Below are 17463 nucleotides of genomic sequence, written 5' to 3'. Positions count from 1 at the left end.
CGCTGGAATACTGGACAGGCTCACTCAACCCCACCCGGTCACCCCGGAAGGACACCTCGTGAACGACCAGATATATCAGATCATCGCCATGGCGCTGTACATGGCAGGGATGCTTGCGATCGGGTGGTGGGCCTTCCGGCGCACCGACGACCTGGACGACTACATGCTCGCGGGCCGCGGCCTGCATCCGGGGGTGGCGGCCCTGAGCGCCGGCGCCTCCGACATGTCCGGCTGGCTCCTGATGGGCCTGCCCGGCGCCCTCTACGTGGGCGGCTTGTTCGAGGCCTGGATCGCCATCGGCCTGACCATCGGAGCCTGGCTGAACTGGAAGTTCGTCGCTCCGCGGCTGCGCGCCTACACCGAGGTCTCCAACAATTCGATCACGGTGCCGAGCTTCTTCGATAACCGGCTCAAGGACAAGACCCACATCCTCCGGGTCGCCTCCGGCGTCATCATCCTGGCGTTCTTCACCTTCTACGTCTCCTCGGGCATGGTGGCCGGCGGCGTATTCTTCGAGGCCTCCTTCGGCTCCAGCTACCTGACCGGCATGCTGCTTGTCAGCGGCGTCACCGTGCTGTACACGCTCTTCGGCGGTTTCATGGGCGCAACGTTCACGGATGTTGCCCAGGGCATTTTGATGTTCCTGGCGCTGCTGATCGTCCCGATCGTAGGCGTTGTCGCCACCGGCGGCATCGGCGCAACCTTCGACTCGATCCGCGAGGTGGATCCGAACTTCCTGAGCCTGTTCGCCGGCGGCACGCTCGTGGCCGGCATCTCGGCGGCAGCATGGGGGTTGGGCTACTTCGGCCAGCCGCATATCATTGTCCGCTTTATGGCGATGCGCTCGGCCGCCGATGCCAAGGCGGGCCGCCGCATCGGTATCGGCTGGATGATCCTGACCGTACTTGGCGCCGTAGCCACGGCCCTCGTCGGCCTCGCCTACTTCCAGCAGAACCCGGACGCTACGCTGGCGGATCCGGAATCGGTGTTCCTGGATCTGGCCCAGATCCTCTTCCACCCGTTCATTGCCGGCGTGGTGCTCGCTGCCGTACTGGCCGCGATCATGAGTACCCTCTCGTCCCAGCTGATTGTCTGCTCGTCGGCACTGGTCGAGGACCTGTACAAGATCATCAGCAAGAAGCAGGCCTCGGCCAAGGCGCAGGTGATGCTGGGCCGGATGGGCGTACTGGTCGTCTCCCTCATCGCCATGGCTCTGGCCTGGAGCCAGAACGACACGATCCTTGGGCTGGTAGCCTTCGCCTGGGCCGGCTTCGGCGCCTCCTTCGGCCCGACTGTCATCCTCTCGCTCTACTGGCGCAAGCTCACCATGCCCGGCGCCCTTGCCGGCATGGTCGCCGGTGCGGTCACCGTCTTCTGGTGGGGCAATTCGGCGCTGACGGAAACCATGTACGAGATTGTTCCGGGCTTCATCCTGAACGTGATCGTTGCGGTGGTGGTCAGCCTGATGACCTACAAGCCCAATGCCGAGATCGAAGCGGAATTCGACGAAGCCGTGGTCCGCGCCAATGCGCCAGCGCCGGCGCCCGCGCCCGTGACCGCTACAGAGAGATAACCGTGGCGGCCGGCCGCTCCCGCTGAGGCGGCTGTCGGCGCCTAAAGCACAGCAAATGTCCGACGGCGGCACTCACCAAAGTGCCGCCGTCGGACGTTGTTTTCCACCAGCAACTAAAAGTGATTTGATTTTCCCAATCACTTGGGCGGATACTGGTACTTCCGCTCAACCATCCGAGGAACACCCATGTCCGTGCCGCGCGCGCTGCGCCCCTTTGCACACCACAACTACCGCGTGCTGATCGCCGCCCTGGCGATCTCCATTTTCGGCACCGGCATGTGGGCCGTCGCCATGGTGTACCAGGTCATCCACTTGGGCGGCGGTCCGGCCGAGCTGTCCATCGTGGCCACCTGCTCGAGCGTCGGTTTGCTGGCTTTTGTGCTGCTGGGCGGCATCGCCGCCGACCGGCTGCCGCGGCGCCGGCTCATCCTTGCCGTGGAGGCCGTCAACCTGGCCGCTATCGGCGCGGTCAGCTTTTTGGCGCTCACGGACCGGCTGCAGCTGTGGCATCTGGCGGCCGCCGCCTTCCTGCTGGGTGTTGGCGCGGCGTTCTTCTTCCCGGCCTACTCGGCGATCCTGCCGCGGATCCTGCCGGCGGACGATCTGCTGGCTGCCAACGGCATGGAAGGAACCATCCGGCCGCTGCTCCAGCAGGCCGCCGGTCCCGCCGCCGCGGGCATGGTGGTGGCGGCATTCTCGCCGGCCGCCGCGATCGGTTGGATCAGCTTCTGCCACCTCGCGGCCCTGGTGATCCTGTGCTTCCTCGGCGCCGAACCCGCGCCGGAGGGCGGAGCCGTCGCACCTGCCAAGGGTTCCGTCCTAGCTGACCTGAAGGAAGGCGTCGCCTACACGGTCAAGACGCCCTGGTTGCTCTGGACGCTGCTGTGGGCCGTGGTCGCGACGCTCATTTTCATCGGGCCGATCGAGGTGCTGCTGCCCTTCGCCGTCGCCGCACAGCTCGACGGCGACGCCAGTACCTTCGGCTTCCTGCTGGGCATCTTCGGAGCAGGCGGGGCGATCGGCGCGATCGTGACGGCCTCCCTGCCGCTCCCCCGCCGCTACCTGAGCGTGATGATCATGATGTGGGGCGCCGGCATCATGCCGCTGGCCATCCTCGGCTTCACCGACAGCTTCTGGGTGATGGCCTGCGCGTTGTTCGTCATGGGTGCCACCGGCAGCGCGGGCATGGTGATCTGGGGAACCCTGCTCCAGCGCCGCGTCCCGTCCCATCTGCTCGGCCGCATCTCCAGCCTGGACTTCTTCGTCTCGCTGGCGCTGATGCCGGTGTCCATGGCGCTGGCCGGGCCGCTGGGCGAGATCATTCCGATCTGGCTGATCTTCCTGCTGGTCGGGCTGGCGTCGCCGGTGCTCTCCGTGATCGCGATTGCCTGCGGCCGGATGCTGCGGAACGAGATCGAGCACCCGCTCGAACGGACGCTGGCACCGGCGGACCAAGCGGCGGAAGCGTAGCCGGCCAAACCCACTACCAATAACGACGACGGCGGCCCCTCACCTGGTGTACTGCGAAGCCTGGGTTTCGCCTGCCAAAGGTGGGGACCGCCGTCGTACTTTGCCTATTTGGTGGAGGCGTCCACCAGTTCGGGGCGGATGGCGCTGCTCTCGCGGACCGGTCCGAGCAGGCGTACCGCGACGGCAGCAACCAGGACCACCACGCCGACGCCCAGGTACAGCTGGACCGGGTTCCAGTCGGCATCCAGCAGGGAGCCGGTGATCATCGGGGCAACGATGGCGCCGATGCGCCCGACGCCGATCGCCCAGCCCACGCCGGTGCTGCGGGTTTCGGTGGCGTACAGTGCCGGCGTGACCGTGTAGAGGCCGGCGATGCAGCCGTTGATGAGCATGCCTACACCCACACCGGCGACAAACGCGAGCACGAGGATGCCCGCCGAGCTGATGAACAGCACCATGGACACAGCCGAGAGCACGGCGAAGCAGATGAACACACCGCGGCTGCTCCATTTGGTGGCGAGCACTCCATACAGGATGGAGCCGAAGGTACCGCCGAGGGTCAGCATCAGGCCGCCCACCACGCCCTGCTCGGTGGTCATGCCGGCTTCGACGAGCAGGCGCGGCGTCCAGCTGTTCACGAAGTAGAAACCAAACATCGTGGCGAAGAACGCCAGCCAGATCAACAGCGTGGTGCGGCGGTTCGCCGGGGCCAGCAGGTCGCCGACCTTGTTGCGCCCCTTCGCTCGTCCCGCGGCTCCGTGGGCCGGGCCGAGGTCCGTGACGGCAGGTTGGCCGATGCGGCGGGCAATCCGGTTCAGCCGCTCCACCACCTTGCGCGGGCGCCGGCTCAGCAGGAAGTCCACGGACTCCGGCAGCAGAACGGCCAGCAGCACCAGCGCGGCAGCGGTGGCAATGCCGCCGAAGACGAAGACCGAACGCCAGCCATAGCTGCCCTGCAGCGACACGGCAGCCATGCCGCCCAGCGTGGCGCCGAGGCCGTAGCCAGCGGTGTAGATGCCGATGCCCAGGCCGCGCCAACGGTCCGAGGAGTACTCGCTCGCAATGACATTAGTGCAGGCGAGGATGCCGCCCACGCCGAGACCAGTGACCACCCGCCACAGCCCAAGTTCGACGACCGAGTTCGCCAGCGCGGACAGGAACATGCCGCCCGTCGACAAGGCCAGCGAAAGCAGGATCATCGGACGGCGTCCGACGATGTCGGCAAAGGGCGCCAGCCCCAGGGAGCCGATGGCCATGCCCACCAGCCCCGCGCTCAGCAACAGGCCAAGTTCCGTGCCGCTGAGGCCGAAATCGTTGGTCACGCTGGTGGCGGTAAAGGCCATGGCCATGACGTCGAAGCCGTCGAGTGCGTTCAGCAGGACGCACAGTCCGATGATCAGCCACTGGTAAGGAGACATGGCTGATTTATTGATCCGCTCGCGCAGTTCCATTCAATACTGTCTTTCTCGAAGTTGTCTCGAATAAGGGGGCTCGCTGCCGGTGGCTTGGGTCAGGAGACTTCGATGGTGACGACTGCCGGTCCCCGGTGCGGGTCGGCGTCGGCCTTGGCTCCGGTCTTGGAGGTGACGGCGCGGGAGACGCAGCAGCACATTTTGGCCGCGGCGTGCTGCTGTCGTTCGGAGTAGAACACGTCGCGGTGGTCCACGGCGCCGTCCAGTTCCAGGATCCTCACCTCGCAGAGCCCGCATTCGCCCTTGCGGCAGTCGAACATCATGTCCACGCCGGCGTCTTCCAGGGTCTCCAGCATGGAGCGGCCCTGGCCGACCTTGGTCTCGACGCCGAGCCGCGGGATCCGGACGATGAACTCTTCCGGGTCGTACCAGCCGGAGTTGCCGAAGGTTTCGTAGCGCAGGTTCGGCAGGTTCAGCTCCCGCTCGGTCCAGGCGCGGCGGACCACATCCATCAGCCGGATGGGACCGCACATGTACAGTTCGGTGTCCAGGTCTGCGGAGGCGACCAGTTCGTCCACCTTCAGCGAGGTGCCTTCGTCATCGACGTGGACCACCAGGTTCTCGCCGTGCAGTTCCTGCAGCTCGGGCAGGTAGGCCATCGCGGCGCGGTTCCGCCCGGCGTAGACGAACGTGTAGTTAGCCTTCAGGTTCTTCAGCACGCGGCCCATGTTGACCATGGCCGTGATGCCGATGCCGCCGGCCAGCAGGATGTAGCGGCCGGCGCCCACGCGCAGCGGGAAGTTCTGCAGCGGCCGGGTGATCTCCAGGGTGTCGCCCGGCTTCAGCGTGTGCATGAAGAGCGAGCCTCCGCGGGACTGCGGGGCCTTCATCACGCTGATGACCAGGCGCTTGCCGTCCTCGCTGGACTCGACAACGGAGTAGGAGCGCTTGTCCTGCTCGCCGTCGATCATGACCTTCAGGTCCACGTGCGAGCCCGGCTCCGCCTGCCTGGGCAGGGCGGGTTCCAGGACGATGCGCTGGATGTCGGTGGCGATGGCGCGGGCCTCGACAACAGTTGCCTGCTGCCAGACCTCGACGTTTGTTGCTGCCATTAGTTCATAACCTGTCTCACGTGTGGCCGGCCCCTACGCGGTGGGGACCAGGCGTCCTTCGGCTTCGAGCATGCGTTCGATCAGGCGGCGCACCCACATGCCGCCGGCGTCGATGTTGAGGTTATAGAACTCGTAGTCCGGGTTCGCGTCAATCGCCGCCTGCTGGGCCTTGAGCATTTCCTCGTCTTCGCCGAACACCCCGTGCACGCCGTTTCGCAGCTGGGTGGTGATCAGCTGGCTTTCCAGCCGGTAGTTGCGCATGAACGCCCAGAAGTAGTGGCAGGACCGGTCGGTCTCCGGGGTGATGGTGTTCATGACAAAGCCGTTGACGCCCTGGCTGCGGTCCCCTTCCGGGGCGCCGGTGCCGGCCTTGGCCACGCCGACGTCGATGTTGATGGTCGAGGGGGCCTGGAAGGTGATGATCTGCCAGCGGTCCACCTTGCCCTCGAAGCCGGGGAACTTGTCCCGCATGTTCTTCAGCCAGAACGGCGGCGCGTCGATGTTGTGCATCCAGCGGGAGACCGTGACGGTGCTGCCGTCGTGGGTGACCACGAAGTCGGATTCGCTGAGCTCTTCCTGGCCGATCGAGGACGAGTGCACAAACTCCTCGTGGGTCAGGTCCATCAGGTTGTCCAGCACCAGCTGGTAGTTGCAGTCGGCGTGGATGGTTTCGCCGTCGCCGGCCCACTCCTCCGAGGACACCTGGTGCATGTCCGGCACCAGGTCCGGATCCGCCTTGGTGGGATCGCCCAGCCAGACCCAGACATAGCGGTAGCGCTCCACCACAGGGAAGGACGGCACCGTGGCACTGGGATTGATCGTCTCCTGGGCCGGCATGGACACGCACCGGCCGGCCGAGTTGTAGACGATGCCGTGATACGGGCACTGGATCCCGTCCTTGCCCATCGTCTTGCCCATCGACAGCGGCGCCAGGCGGTGCCAGCACGCATCCGCCAAGGCAACAGCCTTGCCGTCCTCCGTGCGGTACAGCGCGAGCGGACGGTTCGCCACGCGGCGGGACATCGGCTTACGCGTCACTTCGTGGTCCCAGCCCGCGACGTACCAGGCGTTCAGCGGATGGCCCAGGACCTTGTTGGTCGTGGAACTGGTGGACTGCACTGCGGTCACGGTGATTCCTTCCGGTCACCGGGCATCTCATCTGCTATGACAGAAGGGACCCGGAATTGAATAAGTACAAGATGAATAAGAGTTGGGTCGGCACTATCCGGATGATCCACTATCTATGTCCATAGTTAGTGCCGTGGGACACAGCATATCTATGGATATAGTGGTTTGCAACACACCGACGAGAAAAGGTTGATGCGTGAGTCTTCGCTACGCCCTGCTGGCGCTGCTGACAGTTGAGCCGATGACCGGCTACGACCTGTACAAGGAGTTCGAATCGTCGGTGGGCCATGTGTGGCATGCACCGGATTCGCAGATCTACCCGGAACTGCGGCGGATGGAGAAGGATGGACTGCTCGAAGGTGAGGAGATCAGCTGGGGCCAGCGCGGCAAGAAGCGGCAGTACCACATCACCGAGGCCGGCGTGGAGGCCTTCCGGACTTGGATGAAGGGAACGTTGGACTACGCGCGAGTGCGGGACCCCGCGCATCTGAAGGCCGCGTACCTGGAGTGGGCGGAGCCGGAGGCGGCCCGGCAGCAGATGCTGGCGCACATCCGGCACCACACGGAGTTGCTGCAGCAGTGGCACGACAAGGTCCGCGAAATCGAAGAAGGCGGCAGCCCCATGCTCAACCGTCGCCTGGCTAAGATTCCGCCGGAGCAGCGCCGCAAGACGGCCGCGTTCAAGAAGTTCACGTACGAGGGTTTGATCGCCCGCGCCGAGCAGGAGATCGCTTGGGCCAACCGCGGCCTCGCGCTGATCGACGAACTGTATGCGGAGCCGGAGGCCACAGACTTGGGGAAAAGCTGACCCTGCCCGTCCGGCAGGATCAACCTTCCCTGCTGCAGTCCCCGCACGGAATCAGCCGGAGTACTGCTTGCGCAGGTCGGCCTTGCGGATCTTGCCGCTGGCCGTCCGAGGCAGATCCTCCACGACCACCACGCTCTTGGGAATTTTGTAGCGGGCCAGCCGGTCCTGCAGATGGTTCTGGACGTCTTCTTCCGACAGGGTGAAGCCGTCGCGGACCGTCACGATGGCCCGGGGCACCTCGCCCCACTTCGGGTCAGGAACGCCAATCACCGCGACACTGCTGACGGCCTCAAGCTCCACGATGATCTGCTCCACCTCGGCGGGATAGATGTTCTCGCCACCGGAAATGATCATGTCCTTGAGCCGGTCCGAAATGAACAGGTAACCCTCTTCGTCCACATAGCCCATGTCTCCGGACTTGAACCAGACATCATCGGCATAGCTTTCCGCGGTGGCATCCGGCCGGTTCCAGTACTCCTTGATCACGTTCGGCCCGGAAATCTGGATTTCGCCCACCTCGCGGACGGACAGGACCGCACCAACCGGATCCACAATGCGGATATCGCTGAAGAAGTGCGGCAGTCCGGCGGACCCGGCCTTCTCGCGGGACTTATTGGGCGCGAGGCTCGTGGCCCCCGGCGCCGTCTCCGTCATGCCGTAGCCACCGGAGAAGGACAGTCCCCGGGATTCATACGCTTCCAGCACCCGCATCGGCACGGCGGAACCGCCGCAGGTCAGCTTCTGCAGCGAACTGATGTCCGTCTTGTCCCAGTCCGGATGCTCGCAAAGCAGCTGGTAGGTGGTGGGCACTCCGCTGATGCTCGTCGCCTTGTATTTTTCGATCAGCTGCAGGGTCCGGCCCGGTTCGAACTTGGGCTCCAGGACCACTGTGGCCCCCTTGAGCAGCGCGGGCAGCACGCCCATGCCGAGCGAGGCCACGTGGAACATCGGGGCGATCATCAGGGCCACGTCGGTGCTGGCCATGTCATAGTCCACCAGGACGTTGAAGCTGTTCCAGGTCATATTGCCATGCGTCAGCAGGGCACCCTTGGGTCGGCCGGTGGTCCCCGAGGTGTAGAGAATCATCGCCGCGTCATCCAACGAGACGTCCACATCGCGGTGCTCGTCAGAGCCCGAAGCGATGGCGTCCTCAAAAAGTTCGACGGCGGCGCCGGATTCTATCTTGTCGTCCGGCGACATGTCGGCCGGCTTATCCTCGACCACCAGCCGGTGCGTCACTGCTGTTTCCCTGCCTCCACGGACGGCAAGACCCTCAAGGGAGCGCGCTTGGACCAGGATCCTGCTGCCGGAGTCCTGCAGGGCGAACTGGATCTCCGGCGGTGCCAGGCGGGTGTTGAGCGGGACGAAAATAGCCCCCAGCGTTCCGCAGGCGAAGAACGTCTCGAGGAAGGCCGTGTGGTTTTCGCCCAGGTAGGCCACTCGGTCACCCTTCGCAACACCGCGTTCGGCAAAGGCGCTGGCAAGTTGGTCCACGCGAAGTGCAAAGTCGTCATACGCCAGCTGACCCGCACTGCTGATAATGGCGGTTTTGCCCGCCGACTTAACGCGGCGCTTGTGAATCCATGAACCCAACCCCTGGTTGCGCATCTTTACACGTACCCTTCGCAATGTTCCGAAACTGGAAGACTTCCCTCAGCCAACAGGCCCCGTGAGCACAATCATAGGAAGATATCCCCACGGTAGAACTAATTCGTTGAAAAAGTCAATAGTTGTGAAAGCATTAGCGACTGCCTCGACAAAGGCGCGGCAATGGGCACCGAAACTGTCTGCTTCGATGCCCATTGGCCGGACTTTCGGCGAACCAGATGTGCGCTTCGGTTACCGCGGAAGCAGTGCCTCCATGTCAGGAATCTCCTCGATCAGTCCGCCCTTGAGGGAGATGTCGGCGATCTCCTGGATCGATTCCGCGTTCACTTCCTGCGCAAACTTCGGCAGCGTGAGCTCCTCAATGATGGCGGGATCAATCTGCGTGTACTCGGGGAGGATTGCACGCACCTTGTCCGGGTTTTCCTCGGCGAAAGCCTGGGACTTCTTCATCGCGCCGATAAAGGCCTCGGTGACCTCCGGTTTCTGCTCGGCAATCTCGTCCGAGGTGAAGTAGACGGCCACGGTCAGGTCCTCCACCGGATGCGCATAGTTGGAGAAGACCGGAACGGAGCCGTCCTGCCTGGCGAGAGTCAGGAAAGGCTCAACGGCGGCGATGGCGTCGACGTTGCCCTGCTCAAGGGCGGCCCGCATATCCGGGAAGGGCATTTCCACATAATCCACCGTGGAAGGATCACCGCCGGCCTCTTCGACGGCGGCGCTGATAGTGGAGTCAGAGATGTTGTTCAGCGTATTGACCGCGATCTTCTTGCCCTCAAGATCGGCGATCTCCTCGATGCCGCTGTCAGGCTTGACCATCACAGCGGCGAAGTCCTCGTTTTCATCGCCGGTGGTGGACGAGCCGCTAGCGACCATCTGCATGGGCAGCCCCTTGGACCGGGCAATGATCAACGAAGTGACGTTGCTGAAGCCGAAGTCCATCTGGCCACTGGTGATCGCCGGGACAATCGCCGCGCCGCCCTGCGCCTGGGTCAGCTCAAGATCCAGTCCGGCTTCTTCGAAGAACCCTTCCTTTTCGCCGAGGTAAATCGGGGCGACGTCGACAATGGGGATGACGCCAACGTTGACCGGAGTCAGCTCTCCGCCGGCACCGGGCGATCCACCGCCACCCTCCTCCCCAGAGGGGCTGCCGCCGCCACAGGCGGTCACGGCCAGCACGGCTGTCAGGGCAAAGGCTGCACGAAGTTTCTTCACTTGCTTCTCCAAATCCCGGGTTCCCAACAAAGCAAGGCACAGCCAAACACTTCAATGTGTGCCCCGCATCACAATATCTATGGCCATAGTGCTGGTCAACGGCGCGCGGCGCATCTTGTCCGCATCGTGACGCACCAACTCGAGCAAAACCCCCTACTCGTCGTCGAATGTATGGGCCAGCACCCACGACGGGAAGGAGCTGATCTTCGCGTCAATCACCAGCGGCGTGGTCCGCTCCCCATCCAGCCAGTCCCGCACACCCTGCAAGTCGTGGACGGAACGTACCGTAACCGCGGTGCAGCCGAAACCGCGTGCGACGGCGGCGATGTCCGTCTCGGGGAACTCCACCGTCTCCATCGAGGCGCCCTCGTGGACAAAGTGGTGGACCTCGGCGCCGTAGGCGTTGTCGTTGTAGACCACTGCGACCATCGGCAGCTTCAGCCGTACCGCGGTGTCGAGTTCGGTCAGGCTCATCATGAAACCGCCGTCGCCGATTCCAGCCACCGCCATCCGAGCGGGAGTCGCCAGTGCGGCACCGATGGCGGAGGGCAGCGCCAAGCCGATCGATTGGAACGCCAGCGGCACACAGTAACCGCGCTCGTCCGGAATCTGGAAAAACATGGCCGGGTAGCCGTTGAAGTTTCCGCCGTCCGGAACCACCACGCGTTCCATCGGCAGCAGGTCATCCAGCGCGATGGTCAGCGTCCGGGGGTCGATGGTCTCCGCCGTCGCAATTTCCTCGAACGGGACATCGCGCCAGCGCCGGCCGGACTTGATCTGCACCGCTACGTCCTCGGTCCGGTAGCCCGTTTTGCTGACTGCCCTCTGCTCGAGCTCTGCGTCCACGGCCGCGGCCACCAGAGCCGAATCTCCGACCACGCCCAGCTGGACCGGCCGGTGGAAACCGATGGCCTCGGCGGTATCGTCAACCTGCACCACCGTGGCGGACTCGAGTAGGGAGCCGCTGCGGGAAGTCCAGCGGTTCAGGCTGGCGCCGAAGGCAACAACGACGTCGGCGCCTTGGACGAGCTCGGCCGTTACCGGGCTGGCGAAGCCACCCATCACGTCCAGGTGCCACTGATCCTCGTTGAATAACCCGCGGCCCACCGCAGAGGTGGTCAGCAGCGCGCCGGTCCTGGCCGCGAGCGCACGAATTTCCGCCTTCGCCCCGAAGGCCCCGCGGCCGCCCACGAGGACCGGCCGTTCGGCCCTCTCCAGCAGGTCCGCCAGCCGGGAAACCGCTTCCGGCGAGGGGCCGGCGGCGAGCCGGGGAGCAATGTCCGGCACCAGGTCCGGGGACCAGTCGATCTGCTCTTCCTGCACATCCAGCGGCAGGTTCAGCAGGACCGTCCGCCGCTCATCCCGGGCAAGCCGGTAGGCACGGACCGCGTCCGCAACCGCTGTCCGGGCAGAGTGGATCCGCTCCACCTTGGCACCCAATGCGCCAACGGCACCCGCCTGGTCGATCCAGAAGTTGGAGGCCTTGTCCGTGGGCGGTGTCTCGCCGGAAAGCACCAGCAGAGGCGTCCGGCTCTTGGCCGCTTCCCCGATTCCGGTCATCGCGTTGGTCAGCCCGCAGCCCTGGTGCACGCTGAGCACCGAGACCTGGCCGCTAGCGCGGGAGTAGGCATCGGCCATGCAGGCCGCCCCATTCTCGTGCCGCGCCGCCGTAAACTTCACGCCGCCGTCGATCAGGGCATTGGTTACGTGGAAGTTCCCGCTTCCGGTGACCCCGAAAGCGTGTCCGATGCCCAACTGGGCCAAGGTGCGTCCAACGGCTTCTGCGACTCTCATATCAATCCTTTTCTGTGGTTTATCGGGCTACTTGGGCTACGGCAGCAGCGCGTCCAGGTCCGGTGCCTTGTCGATGGTCCCGTACTTCAGGGCCGCTTCGCCCAGGGTCTCGGCGGCGTCCCTGTGGAACTCCGGGGTAAAGCGCGGCAGGGCGATCTCGTCCAGCAGTTCCTTGTCGATTTGCGTGTAGGTGCCGATGATCTCGCGGACTTCTTCCGGGTTCTCCTGCGCGTACTCCATGGACTTCTTCATGGCAGCGGTGAACTTCTCTACCATCTCGGGGTCCTGCTCGATCTTCTGCTCAGTGGTGAAGTACCCGCCGATGTCCAAATTCGGATGGCTCTCAGCGTACGGCCAGGACACCACGCGGGCGCCGCTCTGGATCGCCGGCGTCAGGAAAGGCTCCAGAATCAGCGCCGCATCAACCTGCCCGTTCTCCACTGCAGCGAGCGCGTCCGGGAAGGCCACTTCGACAAAGGTCAGCTTGGTACCGTCCCCGCCGGCCTTGTCCACCGCGGTCCGGACCGCGGTGTCGCCGATGTTGGCGAGGTTGTTGGACGACACTGTCTTGCCCTCCAGGTCGGTGACCGCACGAATGTCCGAATCCTCTGCAACAACGACGCCGGCAAAGTCGCCTTCGTCTCCACCCGCCGTCGTTGTTCCGTTGGCGACGTATTTCAGGTCCAGCCCCTGGTCACGGGCGACCATCAGCGAGACGGTGTTGCCGAAGGCGAAGTCGAAGCTACCGCTGACTACGCCGGGAACGGCGACCGCGCCGCCGGTGGTGTTTTCGATGGTTAATTCCAGGCCTTCCTCTTCGAAGAAGCCCTTCGCCTTGCCCAAGTGGATCGGTGCGACGTCGCCGATGGGGATCGCGCCGACGGTCACCTCGGTCAGGCCCGCGGCCGCACCACCGCTGGCAGGCCCACTGTCGGCTCCCGACAACGTGCCGGAACTGCACGCGCCCAGTAGGACCAGCGAAGCACCAGCGAAAATTGTGGTGACCAGTCGTTTCATCATGCACTCCCTTGTGTTGAAGCTGAAGGTCCACAGACGGCTTCAGTCTAGGAAGCTGTGATTCATGACGCCACTGAATAATATGACTAGTTGAAATAGATACAGCTAATAGTTCGCGAGTGTCACGCGAGGGCTTCAAGCAGCGCCTGATGGAACCAGGCCAAGGCCGGCGATTCCCGGTCCGCCGCGCGTCGGTGCAGCGTCACTTCGAGGGGCGGCACGTCGAAGGGCAGGTCCTCGATCTTCAACGGCCACTGCTGCAGCCATCCGGTTGCCATGGACTCGGGGACAATAGCGGCGAGGTTGCACTCCGAGACAATGGCGGGAAGCACCGCAAAATGGTGGACCATGACGGTGGAACGCCGGACGATGCCTAGAGCGTCCATGGCCTGCTCGGCGAGCTGGTGTCCCGTGCTGCGTGCCACGATGGCATGTCCGGCGGCGAGGAACTCCGCCATGCTGAGCTGTTCACCGGCGAGCGGGAAGTCTTTGCGCAGCAGGCAGACATACTTTTCCCTTTTCAACAGCACGCTCTCGAAGCTGCCGCTGATGGGCCAGGACGCTATGGCCGCGTCCACCGACCCCTTAGCCAGCCACTCGGCAAGGTACTCGATTTCGATCGGCACCACTTCGATTTCCACCTGCGGCGCCTCAACGGAAATCCGGCGCAGGATCTGCGGCAGGAAACCGAGCTCCCCCAGATCCGAAAGGCAGAGCCGGAACCGGTGCGCCGACGTCGCAGGGTCGAAGGTCCTGACGCTGTTGACAGCGAGGTCAATCCGGCTGACCGACTCCTGGAACACCGGGTAGAGCTCGCGCGCTAACGGTGTGGGTTCCATCCGCCGGCCGCCGCGGACAAAAAGCTCGTCGCCGAATTCCTGCCGCAACCGGGCCAAGGTGTGGCTGACCGAGGGCTGCGTGACGAACAGCGCCCGCGCGGTCAGGGTCAGGCTGCCCGTTTCGTAGACGGAGAGGAACGTCCGCAGCAGGTTCAGGTCCATCGTCACAGCCTCCAGTGCGGTACCGATCACTACGTGGATGTGCGTAGCCATGATGTTATGAAACCATGCGAGTGGATTTCTCCCCCGATGACCTGGATGCCCGGGACTTCTACAAGTTCCTGACCTCGGTGGTCATCCCGCGCCCCATCGCGTGGGTTTCAACGCTCAGCGCCGGAGGCATTCCCAATCTCGCCCCGCATTCCTTCTTCACGGTCGCCTCCACCGATCCGCCGATCGTCCAGTTCACCCCGACCGCGCGCAAGGACTCGCTGAACAACGTGGAGGCAACGGGCGAATTCGTGGTCAACTTCGCCTCCGAAGACCTGTTCGCGGAGATCAACGGCACGGGCACCAATTTTCCGGCGGACATCAGTGAGTTCGACGCCGTGGGGCTGGCGATGGAGCCGAGCCGCACCGTGCGCCCGGCGAGGGTTGCAGAATCGCCGGCAGCGCTGGAATGCAAGCTGCACCGGATCATCCCGGTGGGCAATTCGTGGCTGGTCCTCGGGGAGGTGAGCCACGCCGTCGTCAATCAGGAGATGCTGGACGGCAAGCATCCGGAGGCACGCAAGTTGAAGCCACTGGCCCGGCTGGGACTCAACGAGTGGAGCCGGTTGGGACAAATCATCACGATCGACCGGATCCCCTACCGCGACTGGCCGAATAGCTAAGCTTTCCTGCGGCCGAAAAGGAAGTAGGCGATGGGGCCCAGGAAATTGACGAATGTGCCGGCCACCCAGGCTGCCTTCGGCCCGTTCACCTCCGCGGCGGAGCGGCTCTTCAGATCCTTTAGCGCCACGGCCTGCAGTCCCAACTGGATGCCGATCATCAGCGCGCCTTTGGCCTTCTGGCCGCTGTTGAGTTCCTTCCAGGTTTTCTTCCGTGTCATTGTCCGCTCCTGTCATTAAGGGCCGTCATATTAGGGCTGGACCCAGTCTATGGTCAGGGGTGCCGAGCATAATAGGCCCATGAGCATCGTGAAAATCAACGCCATTACCGTACCCGCCGACTCCGGAGACGAGCTGGCCAAGCGCTTCGCGGCCCGCGCCGGCGCCGTGGACAACCAAGACGGCTTCGAGGGTTTCGAACTGCTGCAGCCCACGGACGAGCGCAACACCTGGCTGGTCATTACCCGCTGGCGGGACGAGGAGTCCTTCGAGGCGTGGAAGAGCTCGAAGGCTTTCGGCCACGGCCACTCGCAGGAAGGCGGCGAGGGTGCGCCGGCTCAGAAGCCCGTGGGCATGTCCGCGGAGCTGTGGAGCTACAAGGTATCTGGCGGCAGCGCGGGCAACACCGCCAACGCCTGATTTTTGCGTGAGCGGGCCAGGCTAGCTCCGCTCGTAGTTCCAGTTCAGGCCGTTCATCGTCAGCCGGTGCTTGCCTGTGGCCTGCGCCGCTAGACTACCTGGCTCGTATTCGGCATCGCCGGCCCAGACAATCACCTGGCTGCCTCCGCTGGCGGCGAGGCGGCGGCTCTGGAACGTCTCCGGTTCAGCCGAAGCCGCCCTCTCCAGTGCTCCGGCCACGGTCGAGTCCTGCAGCAGCAAGTGCAACGTCACCCAGGTTGGCGTAACCAGCTGCATGACTGCTTCCTGATGGCGGCGCAGGGCTTCCGCGGGCGTCAGCCAGGCGTAGTCCATCAGCTCGCCCTCGTTCAGCTTTATCTCCTGCTCGGGGGCGGGCGCGAGGAAGAACCAGGTTTTGAGCCGCTTCGTCGCCCCTGTCGGCGGGATCCAGCAGGATACGCGGACCAGGCTCTCCGGCGGAACCACTACGCCCGTCTCTTCCAGGGTTTCCCGCACCCCGGCACGGCGGGCGGCGGCCAGCTCATACGCTTCGTCCCCGTTCCCGTCCGCACCGCCGTCGTTATTGGCATCCGCGGAGGCATAGTCCTCGGGATCGACCCGTCCGCCCGGAAAGACCCAGGCACCGGCGAAGGAGCCGGTATGCCGCGGCCGCTCAAGCAGCAGCACTTCCGGGCCGGCCAAGGAATCGCGCAGCAGCACCACTGTCGCCGCAGACCCCACTAAAGTCATTGCCAGCCCCTTCCTCCACTGCGGCCATCGCTGCCGCTGCCAGCTTTGACCGTATCGCAGACAGCGCAAGATCAGCAGGCCACGCTCGATCCATGATGGTGCATTCCTGGGATGCGGCGAAGAACGACGCCGAATGGCAGGACCGGCTGGCGCAGGGCCGCGACGTCGGTACGCTGATCGCCAATGGTGCCGGCGGCGGATCCGGATCCGCTGTCGAGCCGGACACAACCACTCCGCAGGCTTAAATGCAGCGGCACCGTGAACGGATCGTTCTCCGCTCACGGTGCCGCAACGACCCGGCGCTGGTTTACTTGGCCGGGTCCAGCACGAAGTTGTAGGTGACTTCGCGGCCGGTGCCGTCCGCCTTGTCCTGCGGGTCCAGGACCAGTTCGGGCTTCACGGCCGAGGCGATGTCATCCGAGAGGTGCTCGTCGCCCACGAAGTACAGCTGGGCGGTGATGAGCTGGTGGTCGGCAGCGTGCACCTTGACGTGGATGTGCGCGGGACGCCAGGCGTGCCAGCCCGCGGCGGCGATCAGCTTGCCGCAGGCACCGTCCGTCGGGATCTGGTACGGGGCGGGCTGCATGGTGTTGATCTGGTAGAAACCGTCGGCATCGGCAACGACAGTGCCGCGCAGGTTCCATTCGGGCAGGCCCGGCGCAAACTGGGAGTAGAAGCCCTTGTCATCCGCGTGCCAAATCTCCACGATGCCGCCGGCCAGCGGTTCGCCGTCGACGTTCGTGATGCGGCCCTGGAACAGCAGCGGCGTGCCGGGCTCGTCGTCCCGCATCGGTAGGGTGGCCGGGGTCTGCTGGGACGGGGCATCCGGAACGTAATACGGGCCTTCGATGGTGCCCTTGCTGCCCTCGCGGTCTTCGCTGGCGACCTCTTCGACCGAGTGCTCGACCCACACGTCGAGGAACAGCGGCCATTCGCCGTCCTCGCCAACCTGGATCAGCCATGCCTTCAGGGCGTTGTACTCGTCGTAGGTGACCTTCTCTTCAAGGATCGTGTCATTGACGGCCTTGATCACGCGGGACGCCAGCAGGTTTACGCGTTCCTTGCTGGTGTCTGCGGCGAACTTCTTGTTCTCACGGAAGCGCTCGGTGGCATTGGCACCCGAGGCGGCGGCGGTGGCCTGAATTTCCTGTGTCATGTCGTTTCCTTCTTTTCCTTTGGTGGTACCGCTGCCGGTTGCGGCCCTGTTCCCCAAGCCGCGCCCCGCACTGCTGTTTGGTGAGCAGCGATACAGAAAAACGTGTTGTTGTAACCCTAACCACATTGTTTAGGAC

General features: G+C 64.4%; 17 protein-coding genes. 6 read left to right on the top strand and 11 right to left on the bottom strand.

Going from position 1 to position 17463, the window contains the following annotated elements; translation table 11 throughout:
- The first annotated feature begins 58 nt into the window (after positions 1-58).
- Both putP and B0G38_RS19930 read left to right on the top strand, forming a co-directional pair.
- Positions 59-1573 carry a sodium/proline symporter PutP gene (putP, locus tag B0G38_RS19935; protein WP_319801274.1) on the top strand — a complete coding sequence of 505 codons (1515 nt, stop codon included), beginning with the start codon at positions 59-61 and terminating at the stop codon, positions 1571-1573.
- A gap of 186 nt (positions 1574-1759) precedes the next feature.
- Positions 1760-3043, top strand: coding sequence for an MFS transporter (locus tag B0G38_RS19930; protein ID WP_264671058.1), 1284 nt, complete (start codon positions 1760-1762; stop codon positions 3041-3043).
- Positions 3044-3147: 104 nt separating this feature from the next.
- On the opposite strand, the gene B0G38_RS19925 is transcribed toward B0G38_RS19930, so the two are convergent.
- From B0G38_RS19925 to B0G38_RS19915, 3 genes are read right to left on the bottom strand one after another with little or no spacing between them, the layout of a single operon-like run.
- The gene (locus tag B0G38_RS19925) at positions 3148-4494 is read right to left on the bottom strand and encodes an MFS transporter (protein ID WP_264671057.1); all 1347 of its coding nucleotides are present in this window, start codon (positions 4492-4494) and stop codon (positions 3148-3150) included.
- A gap of 59 nt (positions 4495-4553) precedes the next feature.
- Complete coding sequence (locus B0G38_RS19920; RefSeq protein ID WP_264671056.1) at positions 4554-5567, bottom strand: PDR/VanB family oxidoreductase; 1014 nt, start codon at positions 5565-5567, stop codon at positions 4554-4556.
- Positions 5568-5600: 33 nt separating this feature from the next.
- Complete coding sequence (locus tag B0G38_RS19915; RefSeq protein ID WP_264671055.1) at positions 5601-6695, bottom strand: aromatic ring-hydroxylating dioxygenase subunit alpha; 1095 nt, start codon at positions 6693-6695, stop codon at positions 5601-5603.
- A 196-nt stretch (positions 6696-6891) separates the two neighbouring features.
- Here B0G38_RS19915 and B0G38_RS19910 point away from each other — a divergent pair, with 196 nt between their 5' ends.
- Positions 6892-7503: a PadR family transcriptional regulator gene (locus tag B0G38_RS19910; RefSeq protein WP_264671054.1), complete on the top strand. Its 612-nt coding sequence runs from the start codon at positions 6892-6894 to the stop codon at positions 7501-7503.
- 51 nt (positions 7504-7554) lie between these two features.
- On the opposite strand, the gene B0G38_RS19905 is transcribed toward B0G38_RS19910, so the two are convergent.
- The 5 genes from B0G38_RS19905 to B0G38_RS19885 all read right to left on the bottom strand — a co-directional run bounded on the left by B0G38_RS19905 (position 7555) and on the right by B0G38_RS19885 (position 14186).
- Positions 7555-9111, bottom strand: coding sequence for an acyl-CoA synthetase (locus B0G38_RS19905; protein ID WP_264671053.1), 1557 nt, complete (start codon positions 9109-9111; stop codon positions 7555-7557).
- A gap of 231 nt (positions 9112-9342) precedes the next feature.
- Positions 9343-10323 (bottom strand): ABC transporter substrate-binding protein, encoded by a 981-nt coding sequence (locus B0G38_RS19900; RefSeq protein ID WP_264671052.1) that lies wholly within the window; start codon positions 10321-10323, stop codon positions 9343-9345.
- Between the two features lie 153 nt (positions 10324-10476).
- Positions 10477-12117 (bottom strand): thiamine pyrophosphate-binding protein, encoded by a 1641-nt coding sequence (locus tag B0G38_RS19895; protein WP_264671051.1) that lies wholly within the window; start codon positions 12115-12117, stop codon positions 10477-10479.
- Between the two features lie 36 nt (positions 12118-12153).
- Positions 12154-13137 carry an ABC transporter substrate-binding protein gene (locus B0G38_RS19890; RefSeq protein WP_319801273.1) on the bottom strand — a complete coding sequence of 328 codons (984 nt, stop codon included), beginning with the start codon at positions 13135-13137 and terminating at the stop codon, positions 12154-12156.
- Positions 13138-13256: 119 nt separating this feature from the next.
- Positions 13257-14186: a LysR family transcriptional regulator gene (locus B0G38_RS19885; RefSeq protein ID WP_264671050.1), complete on the bottom strand. Its 930-nt coding sequence runs from the start codon at positions 14184-14186 to the stop codon at positions 13257-13259.
- Positions 14187-14200: 14 nt separating this feature from the next.
- Here B0G38_RS19885 and B0G38_RS19880 point away from each other — a divergent pair, with 14 nt between their 5' ends.
- On the top strand, positions 14201-14806 hold the full coding sequence (locus B0G38_RS19880; protein WP_264671049.1) for a flavin reductase family protein: 606 nt from the start codon (positions 14201-14203) through the stop codon (positions 14804-14806).
- Here the strand turns inward: B0G38_RS19880 and B0G38_RS19875 are convergent.
- Entirely contained in the window at positions 14803-15024 is a 222-nt protein-coding gene (locus B0G38_RS19875; protein ID WP_264671048.1) for a PLD nuclease N-terminal domain-containing protein, read from the bottom strand. The genes B0G38_RS19880 and B0G38_RS19875 overlap by 4 nt on opposite strands.
- A gap of 79 nt (positions 15025-15103) precedes the next feature.
- Between B0G38_RS19875 and B0G38_RS19870 the strand changes: the two genes are divergently transcribed.
- The gene (locus B0G38_RS19870) at positions 15104-15442 is read left to right on the top strand and encodes an antibiotic biosynthesis monooxygenase family protein (protein WP_074700720.1); all 339 of its coding nucleotides are present in this window, start codon (positions 15104-15106) and stop codon (positions 15440-15442) included.
- A gap of 21 nt (positions 15443-15463) precedes the next feature.
- Here B0G38_RS19870 and B0G38_RS19865 read toward each other — a convergent pair whose 3' ends face one another.
- On the bottom strand, positions 15464-16171 hold the full coding sequence (locus B0G38_RS19865; RefSeq protein WP_264671047.1) for an NUDIX hydrolase: 708 nt from the start codon (positions 16169-16171) through the stop codon (positions 15464-15466).
- Between the two features lie 92 nt (positions 16172-16263).
- Between B0G38_RS19865 and B0G38_RS19860 the strand changes: the two genes are divergently transcribed.
- Complete coding sequence (locus tag B0G38_RS19860; RefSeq protein WP_264671046.1) at positions 16264-16416, top strand: hypothetical protein; 153 nt, start codon at positions 16264-16266, stop codon at positions 16414-16416.
- 62 nt (positions 16417-16478) lie between these two features.
- Here B0G38_RS19860 and catA read toward each other — a convergent pair whose 3' ends face one another.
- Positions 16479-17327: a catechol 1,2-dioxygenase gene (gene catA / locus B0G38_RS19855; protein ID WP_264671045.1), complete on the bottom strand. Its 849-nt coding sequence runs from the start codon at positions 17325-17327 to the stop codon at positions 16479-16481.
- Positions 17328-17463: the final 136 nt, after the last annotated feature.

The organism is Crystallibacter permensis, assembly GCF_025960875.1.
In the GTDB taxonomy this organism is placed as follows: Bacteria; Actinomycetota; Actinomycetes; order Actinomycetales; family Micrococcaceae; genus Crystallibacter; species Crystallibacter permensis.
Note: the sequence above shows the minus strand (reverse complement) of the source record. Positions and strands in the feature narration are given on the sequence as shown.